We start from the raw sequence: 7,746 nt of genomic DNA on the forward strand, positions 1-7,746 counted from the left end.
AAAATGTGGCGTTTTATGACAAGAAAAACTTATACGATGGGTTGTCTGTCTCGTCTTTGCATTGATAGCCAAGTTCACGTAAATGTGCAGAAAACTGAGCTAAATCGCTTTCATCTAACTCGAAACCACATAAAACACGTCCGTAGTCAGCGCCGTGGTTACGGTAGTTGAACAAGCTGATATTCCAATGAGTACCGAGTGTGCTTAAGAACTTGAGTAGCGCTCCCGGATATTCTGGGAATTCAAAGCTGTAGAGGCGCTCTTTAAGCGGCTTAGACGGCTTACCACCAATCATGTAGCGCACGTGCAGCTTCGCCATTTCATCATCAGACAAATCAACCACTGGGTAGCCACCATCACGTAAGTCGTGAATGATATGTTCTAGCTCTTCCTGACCGCCTTGCAAACGCACACCGACAAAGATATTTGCCAATGCGTCATCGTTGTAGCGGTAGTTAAACTCCGTTACGGCGCGGCCGCCAATGAGGTTACAGAACTCAAAGAAGGCACCTTGACGCTCAGGAATGGTGACGGCAAGCAAACCTTCACGTTTCTCACCAAGCTCGCAACGCTCAGAAACATAACGTAAGCCATGGAAGTTAGTGTTGGCACCAGACAGCACAGTACCTAAATTCTTACCTTGCAGTTTGTTTTGCTCAGCAAACTTCTTCAAACCCGCCAGAGCAAGCGCGCCAGAAGGCTCTGCAATCGCACGGGTGTCTTCAAAGATGTCTTTTACTGCTGCGCAGATTTCATCGCTAGAGACGGCAATATGGCCATCAATGTACTTTTGGCATAGACGGAAAGTCTCTTCGCCAATGCGTTTTACAGCGACGCCATCGGCAAACATGCTGACTTGGTCTAGTACTACTGGCTCACCAGCATCCAAAGCAGCTTTGAGGCATGACGAATCTTCTGGCTCAACTGCAATCACTTTGATTTCTGGCATGAGCTGCTTCACAAGTACCGCAACACCCGCAGCCAAACCGCCACCACCGACAGGGACGAAAATGTAATCAAGGTGACCATTTTGCTGCAGCATTTCCATGCCGATGGTGCCTTGACCTGCAATCACCAGTGGGTGATCGAAAGGAGGGACAAATGTGTACCCATGCAGATCAGAAAGGCGTTCCGCTTCCGCTTTTGCCTCATCAAAGTTGCTGCCGTGCAGCACTACATTGCCACCGAAGCCACGTACCGCATCGACTTTGATGTCTGGTGTGGTTTTAGGCATCACGATGGTGGTTTTGATGCCTAGCTTAGTACCAGAGAGCGCCATGCCTTGAGCGTGGTTACCTGCCGATGCTGCAATGACACCAGCGGCTTTTTGTGCTTCAGATAAACTCGCCACCATGTTGTATGCACCGCGCAATTTGAACGAGTGTACGGGTTGGCGATCTTCACGCTTGATCTGCACGTTATTCCCGATACGTGCAGATAAACGAGGCATTTCTTGCAGTGGCGTCACTGTTGCTACTTCATAAACAGGTGCGCGAAGGATTTGGCGCAGATAATCTGCGCCAGTTTGGTTCACTTGTTTTTCGGGTTGAGCTTCCATCATTGCTAGCCCTCTAGCTTCGACTTGTCTCGTACTGCACCCTTGTCAGCACTGGTTGCCATACTCGCGTACGCTTTGAGTGCAAATGAAACTTCACGTTGGCGGTCAACTGGTTTCCAGCCTAGTTCGTCTTGTTTTGCACGGCGCTCAGCAAGTTCTTGTTCAGACACTTGGAGTGAAATTGAACGGTTTGGAATATCAATTGCGATTATATCGCCTTCTTTTACCAGGCCAATTGCACCGCCGTTTGCTGCTTCAGGAGAGGCGTGGCCGATAGAAAGACCTGATGTGCCGCCAGAGAAACGGCCGTCAGTCAGAAGTGCACACTCTTTGCCAAGGCCCATCGATTTTAGATAAGTGGTTGGGTAAAGCATTTCTTGCATGCCCGGACCACCTTTAGGGCCTTCGTAACGGATAACAACCACGTCGCCAGCTTTTACTTTGCCGCCTAAGATGCCTTCTACGGCGTCTTCTTGGCTTTCGAAAACTACGGCTGGGCCAGTGAATTTATGAATGCTCTCATCCACACCAGCAGTCTTAACGATACAACCATCTAATGCGATGTTGCCTGATAGAACGGCTAGGCCACCTTCTTGGCTAAAGGCATGATCGATAGTACGAATACAGCCTTCCGCACGGTCGTCATCAAGGCGATCCCAGCGGCAATCTTGTGAGAACGCTTGAGTAGTACGAATTCCCGCAGGACCTGCGCGGTAGAACTTAAGTACTTCTTCGTCTTCAGTTTGGATGATGTCGTATTTCGCCAGCTGCTCTTTCATCGAAAGGCCAAGCACGGTGCGCGCATCATTGTGTAGAAGACCTGCACGATCTAACTCACCAAGAATTGCCATGACGCCACCAGCGCGGTGTACGTCTTCCATGTGATATTTCTGGGTAGATGGTGCCACTTTACATAGGTGTGGTACTTGGCGTGATAGGCGATCGATATCTTCCATATCGAAATCCACTTCACCTTCTTGCGCTGCAGCCAACAGGTGCAAAATGGTGTTGGTTGAGCCACCCATTGCAATATCCAGTGCCATCGCATTTTCGAACGCATCAAACGTAGCGATGTTGCGTGGCAGTGCTGATTCGTCATCTTGCTCGTAGTAACGACGAGTCAGTTCAACGATACGACGACCTGCATTAAGGAACAGTTGTTCACGGTCAGCGTGCGTTGCCAGCATAGAACCGTTACCTGGTTGAGAAAGACCCAGTGCTTCCGTTAGACAGTTCATTGAGTTTGCAGTGAACATGCCTGAACACGATCCACACGTTGGACATGCGCTGCGTTCGATCTGCTCGCTTTGCTCATCAGACACTTTTGGATCCGCGCCTTGGATCATCGCATCTACAAGGTCTAGTTTGATGATCTGATCAGAAAGCTTGGTTTTACCCGCTTCCATTGGACCACCAGAAACAAAGATAACCGGGATGTTGAGACGCATAGATGCCATCAACATTCCCGGAGTGATTTTGTCACAGTTAGAGATACATACCATGGCATCGGCACAGTGCGCGTTGACCATGTACTCCACAGAGTCTGCGATCAGTTCGCGTGAAGGCAGTGAGTACAGCATGCCGCCGTGACCCATTGCGATACCATCATCAACCGCGATGGTGTTGAATTCTTTTGCGATGCCGCCGGCTTTTTCGATTTCACGCGCTACAAGCTGGCCCATGTCTTTCAGGTGTACGTGACCCGGAACAAATTGAGTAAACGAGTTTACAACGGCGATGATTGGTTTACCGAAGTCTTCTTCTTTCACACCCGTTGCACGCCACAGTGCTCGTGCACCCGCCATGTTACGACCATGTGTGGTGGTAGCTGATCTATATTTTGGCATTTCCTAATCCTTCTTACTTCTGTTCTGGGTACACATAGTCTAACCAGCCCCACTTATCTTCCGTGGTGCCGTCAAATAGGCCAAAGTAGGCTGCTTGTAGTTCTTTAGTGATTGGGCCGCGTTTACCTGTACCTACTTCAATTTTGTCGATGGTTGCCACTGGTACAATCTCAGCCGCAGTACCTGTCATGAAGACTTCATCGGCAAGGTAAAGGGCTTCACGAGCAATGTTCGCCTCACGTACTTTGTAGCCTTTATCGCGTGCAATTGTCATGATCGAGTCACGAGTGATGCCCGGTAGAATCGCGCTAGTTGCTGGTGGTGTAGTGATTACGCCATCTTTGATAACGAAGATGTTTTCACCAGCCCCTTCCGATAGGTAACCATCTACGCTTAGCGCAATACCTTCGTCGTAACCGTGACGACGCGCTTCACCACCAACCAGTAGTGAAGATAGGTAGTTACCGCCTGCTTTAGCCGCAGTTGGGATGGTGTTTGGCGCAGCGCGATTCCAGCTTGAAATCATCGCATCGACACCTTTTTCTAGCGCTTCTTCGCCTAAGTAAGAGCCCCAAGGAAATGCTGCAATGATTAGATCCATCTCAGTGCCAACTGGTGGACATACGCCTAAGCCAACATTCCCGACAAAACCCAATGGACGAATGTAAGCGCTGTCGAGTTTGTTTTGGCGCAGTGTTTCGCGGGTCGCTTCCATGATTTCTTCTACAGAGAAAGGGATCGGAAAGCGGTAAATCTTGGCAGAATCTTTTAGACGTTGTGCATGCTCACGGTGACGGAAGACAATTGGGCCTTTTGGTGTGTTGTAACAGCGCACGCCTTCAAACACGGATGTACCATAGTGCATTGCGTGAGTCAGAACGTGAACGTTCGCCTCTGCCCATGGAACCATCTCACCATTAAACCAAATGAAATCTGCAGTTTTCGTTGCCATTTGTTGCCTTCCTTATGCACTTACGTGTTGTTGTAAGTTGTGATTTGGCAGTTCATCGTTGCGGATTTTTAGCACCTCAACCTTACGAACGTCCCACAACTTCTCTATTTGATTGATCAAAAACGAGATTGGTCGATCGCTGTCGACGATGATCTCGACGCTGGCTACTTTGCTTTCGTGGTTTTGCGTAGCAGCGACTTGTTTGATCACGAAACCTCGGTGACGAATCACACGTAGAACGCGCTCCAACAGTACCGGTTTGTCATCGGCTTTGATGTCGAGTAAATATCTGTCCATGCGATTGTCTCCTATGTATTTTCCAACATATCACTGTTTGATGCGCCAGGTGGCACCAATGGCCACACGTTTTCTTCTTCATCAATCAAAACGTGAAGCATGTAAGAAGTTTCACTCGCTAGCATCTCTTTGAGAGCAGGTTCGACTTCTTCTTTCTTGGTGATGGTTTTGCCCGGGATATCGAATGCTTTTGCTAACATCACGAAATCTGGGTTGTCATCAAGAATGGTTTCACTGTGGCGACCGTCAAAGAACAATGACTGCCATTGGCGAACCATGCCAAGACGTTGGTTATTAAGAAGGACAATCTTCACTGGAATCTGCCGACGCTTCAGCGTGCCCAATTCCTGAACGTTCATCATAAATGAACCGTCACCTGTAATAAGGATAGACTGATCATCAGGACGTGCGACTGCAGCGCCCATCGCTGCTGGCAAGCCAAAGCCCATGGTGCCAAGACCAGCAGAAGTGATGAAATTTTGTGGTTCGCGTGGCTGGATATGTTGCGCTGCCCACATCTGGTGTTGACCGACGTCGGTCGAGACAATTGAGCTATCTGGCATCATGTCAGACAGTTGTTTAAGCAATAGCGGTGCGTAGATTAACTCGCCCGGGTGGTCGTAACGCCACTTAAAGCCGCTGCGCAGACTTTCACTGTGATGAACCCACGGTGAAATATCTTGAGTCAGCTCTAGCTGAGGAAGAATGGTGTTGATGTCGCCACGTAATGGTGCGTTGGCGTGGCGCAGTTTATGAATCTCCGCAGCATCAATGTCGATATGAATCACTTTCGCATTTGGTGCAAACGTGTCGAGCTTACCCGTCACACGGTCATCAAAACGCGCGCCAACCACAATCAATAGATCGGCTTCTTGAACCACTAGGTTGGCGGCTTTGGTGCCGTGCATACCCAACATACCAAGATAGTGAGGATCATGGCGTTCAATGGTACCGAGACCTTTTAATGTGCTAACTGCAGGCATTGGGTTTAAGCGAAGAAATTCGCGTACTGCATCGGTTGCTTTCGCAAGTTGCACGCCACCACCAACATACAACACTGGGCGAGTAGATGCTGCCAGCACATCTTGCGCACGTTTGATATCTTCAGCGCTGACATCTTCGATTGCTGGTGCTATGTATGGAGGAAGAAGGTCTGTGGGTGCTTGAGCAAGTTGAACATCTTTGGCGATATCGACAATGACAGGACCCGGACGACCGGTTTTTGCGACTTCAAAGGCTTCGGCAAGTGTCGGAGCTAGATCTTCAATTTCGGTCACGAGATAGCTGTGCTTAGTACAGGCTAGGGACATTCCGATCACATCCATTTCTTGGAATGCATCGGTACCGATATGAGAGCTAGCTACCTGGCCTGTGATGGCAACTAGAGGTACGGAGTCAAGGAAAGCGTCGGCAAGGCCGGTAACAAGGTTAGTGGCTCCTGGGCCGGAAGTTGCCATGCACACAGCAACGTCTTGAGTGGAACGAGCCATCCCGATAGCTGCCATAGCGGCCCCTTGCTCGTGACGGCATAGGATGTGTTCCACCCCACCGTCATACAAAGCATCATAGATTGGCATGATGGCCCCGCCGGGGTAGCCAAAAACGGTTTCGATGCCTTGCTGTCTTAAAGCGGCTACGACAAGTTGTGCACCAGTCATCGTAAACCTCCTTTGCTACGTTGTGGCTCGTAGCGATTGCCATATTTATTGCACTTCATGTGCACTCCCATTCTTCCCGTTAAACTGTCCGAGGGTTAGACAGATGACAACTTGTAGTTGTAAAAAAACCCCCGGACTTTTCAGTGCGGGGGTTTTCTGTAATTTGTGGTTACCTTTCGCCCACAATACCCCGCGCGGTGCCAATAATGACCACGATAATCAGGGCTAGCAGTGCGTTGATATGAGCGAAAAGGTTCATCTGTCTGTCGTTCTTTTTTCGTTAAAAAATGTTGTGTAATGTTCTACGAAATTGTTTGCGTCATTAGTGGTATCACACAATTCCGCTGCATGACAAGCAAAAAGTCATTCTTTTTTCACATTAACTCTCAATTGGGACGCGGTATATAACATAACCAACTAGATAAAACATTTGTTTACAGAGTGTTCAAAAAAATTGAGGAACGTATGGGGCTGGCAATCATTCATAGTCGAGCAAGCGTCGGGGTGCAAGCGCCATCGGTTAGTGTAGAAGTTCATATCAGCAACGGCATGCCAGGGTTTACCTTAGTAGGCTTGCCAGAGACAACGGTAAAAGAGTCCAAAGATCGCGTACGCAGTGCGATCATTAATTCTAACTTTCAATTTCCTGCTAAGCGGATCACCGTGAACTTGGCTCCGGCAGATCTACCCAAGGAGGGAGGACGTTTTGATCTTCCTATTGCATTGGGAATTTTGGCCGCTTCGGAGCAAATCGCGACAGATAAGCTCAAAAACTACGAATTTGTGGGTGAGTTAGCACTATCTGGTGGTCTGAGACCTGTAAAAGGTGTGCTGCCTGCTGCGCTGGAAGCCAGTAAGATTCAACGTCATTTGGTCGTCCCACATGTGAATGGCGATCAGGCGGCGCTGGTGGGGAAGGAACAACATAAATCGGCCCAATCATTACTGGAAGTATGTGCCGAGCTTTGTGGTCAACATCGACTGAATCTTTTTCAAACGCCTAAGCGAAAAACGATCGAAAAACATGGTCGAGACTTACAAGATATTATTGGCCAACAACAAGGTAAGCGAGCACTGGAGATTGCTGCCGCTGGAAACCACAACTTACTTTTCCTTGGCCCGCCAGGTACTGGAAAAACGATGTTGGCTTCGCGTTTGTGTGACTTATTACCGGAAATGAGTGACGAAGAAGCAATGGAAACCGCTTCGGTGGCATCGTTGACTCAGAGTGAAATTAATGAGCATAACTGGAAGTCGCGTCCGTTTCGTTCTCCGCATCATTCAAGTTCAATGGCGGCATTAGTCGGCGGTGGTTCGGTACCCAGACCAGGGGAGATCTCTTTAGCCCACAACGGGTTATTGTTTCTCGATGAAATGCCCGAATTTGATCGTAAAGTTCTGGACTCGTTACGCGAACCGCTCGAATCTGGCGAG

6 protein-coding genes are annotated in these 7,746 nt (G+C 48.9%); 1 reads left to right on the plus strand and 5 read right to left on the minus strand.

Annotated elements, in window-relative coordinates; genetic code table 11:
- Positions 1–13 precede the first annotated feature (13 nt).
- Genes ilvA through ilvG form a run of 5 tightly spaced genes read right to left on the minus strand, consistent with a single transcriptional unit; the run spans position 14 to position 6,312 of the window.
- Positions 14–1,561: a threonine ammonia-lyase, biosynthetic gene (gene ilvA, locus IQP38_RS14060; RefSeq protein WP_017635600.1), complete on the minus strand. Its 1,548-nt coding sequence runs from the start codon at positions 1,559–1,561 to the stop codon at positions 14–16.
- A gap of 2 nt (positions 1,562–1,563) precedes the next feature.
- Positions 1,564–3,405, minus strand: a complete 1,842-nt coding sequence (gene ilvD / locus IQP38_RS14065) for a dihydroxy-acid dehydratase (RefSeq protein ID WP_132937262.1) — start codon at positions 3,403–3,405, stop codon at positions 1,564–1,566.
- A gap of 13 nt (positions 3,406–3,418) precedes the next feature.
- The gene (gene ilvE / locus IQP38_RS14070; protein ID WP_025768922.1) at positions 3,419–4,357 is read right to left on the minus strand and encodes a branched-chain-amino-acid transaminase; all 939 of its coding nucleotides are present in this window, start codon (positions 4,355–4,357) and stop codon (positions 3,419–3,421) included.
- 12 nt (positions 4,358–4,369) lie between these two features.
- Positions 4,370–4,654 carry an acetolactate synthase 2 small subunit gene (gene ilvM / locus IQP38_RS14075; RefSeq protein ID WP_005378958.1) on the minus strand — a complete coding sequence of 95 codons (285 nt, stop codon included), beginning with the start codon at positions 4,652–4,654 and terminating at the stop codon, positions 4,370–4,372.
- 11 nt (positions 4,655–4,665) lie between these two features.
- Positions 4,666–6,312, minus strand: coding sequence for an acetolactate synthase 2 catalytic subunit (gene ilvG, locus IQP38_RS14080; RefSeq protein WP_005378960.1), 1,647 nt, complete (start codon positions 6,310–6,312; stop codon positions 4,666–4,668).
- A gap of 465 nt (positions 6,313–6,777) precedes the next feature.
- On the opposite strand from ilvG, the gene IQP38_RS26445 reads away from it, so the two are divergent.
- A partial coding sequence (locus IQP38_RS26445) for a YifB family Mg chelatase-like AAA ATPase (RefSeq protein ID WP_228010070.1) occupies positions 6,778–7,746 on the plus strand: 969 nt, incomplete at its 3' end.

Source organism: Vibrio sp. OPT41 (genome assembly GCF_015163595.1).
GTDB lineage: Bacteria > Pseudomonadota > Gammaproteobacteria > Enterobacterales > Vibrionaceae > Vibrio > Vibrio alginolyticus.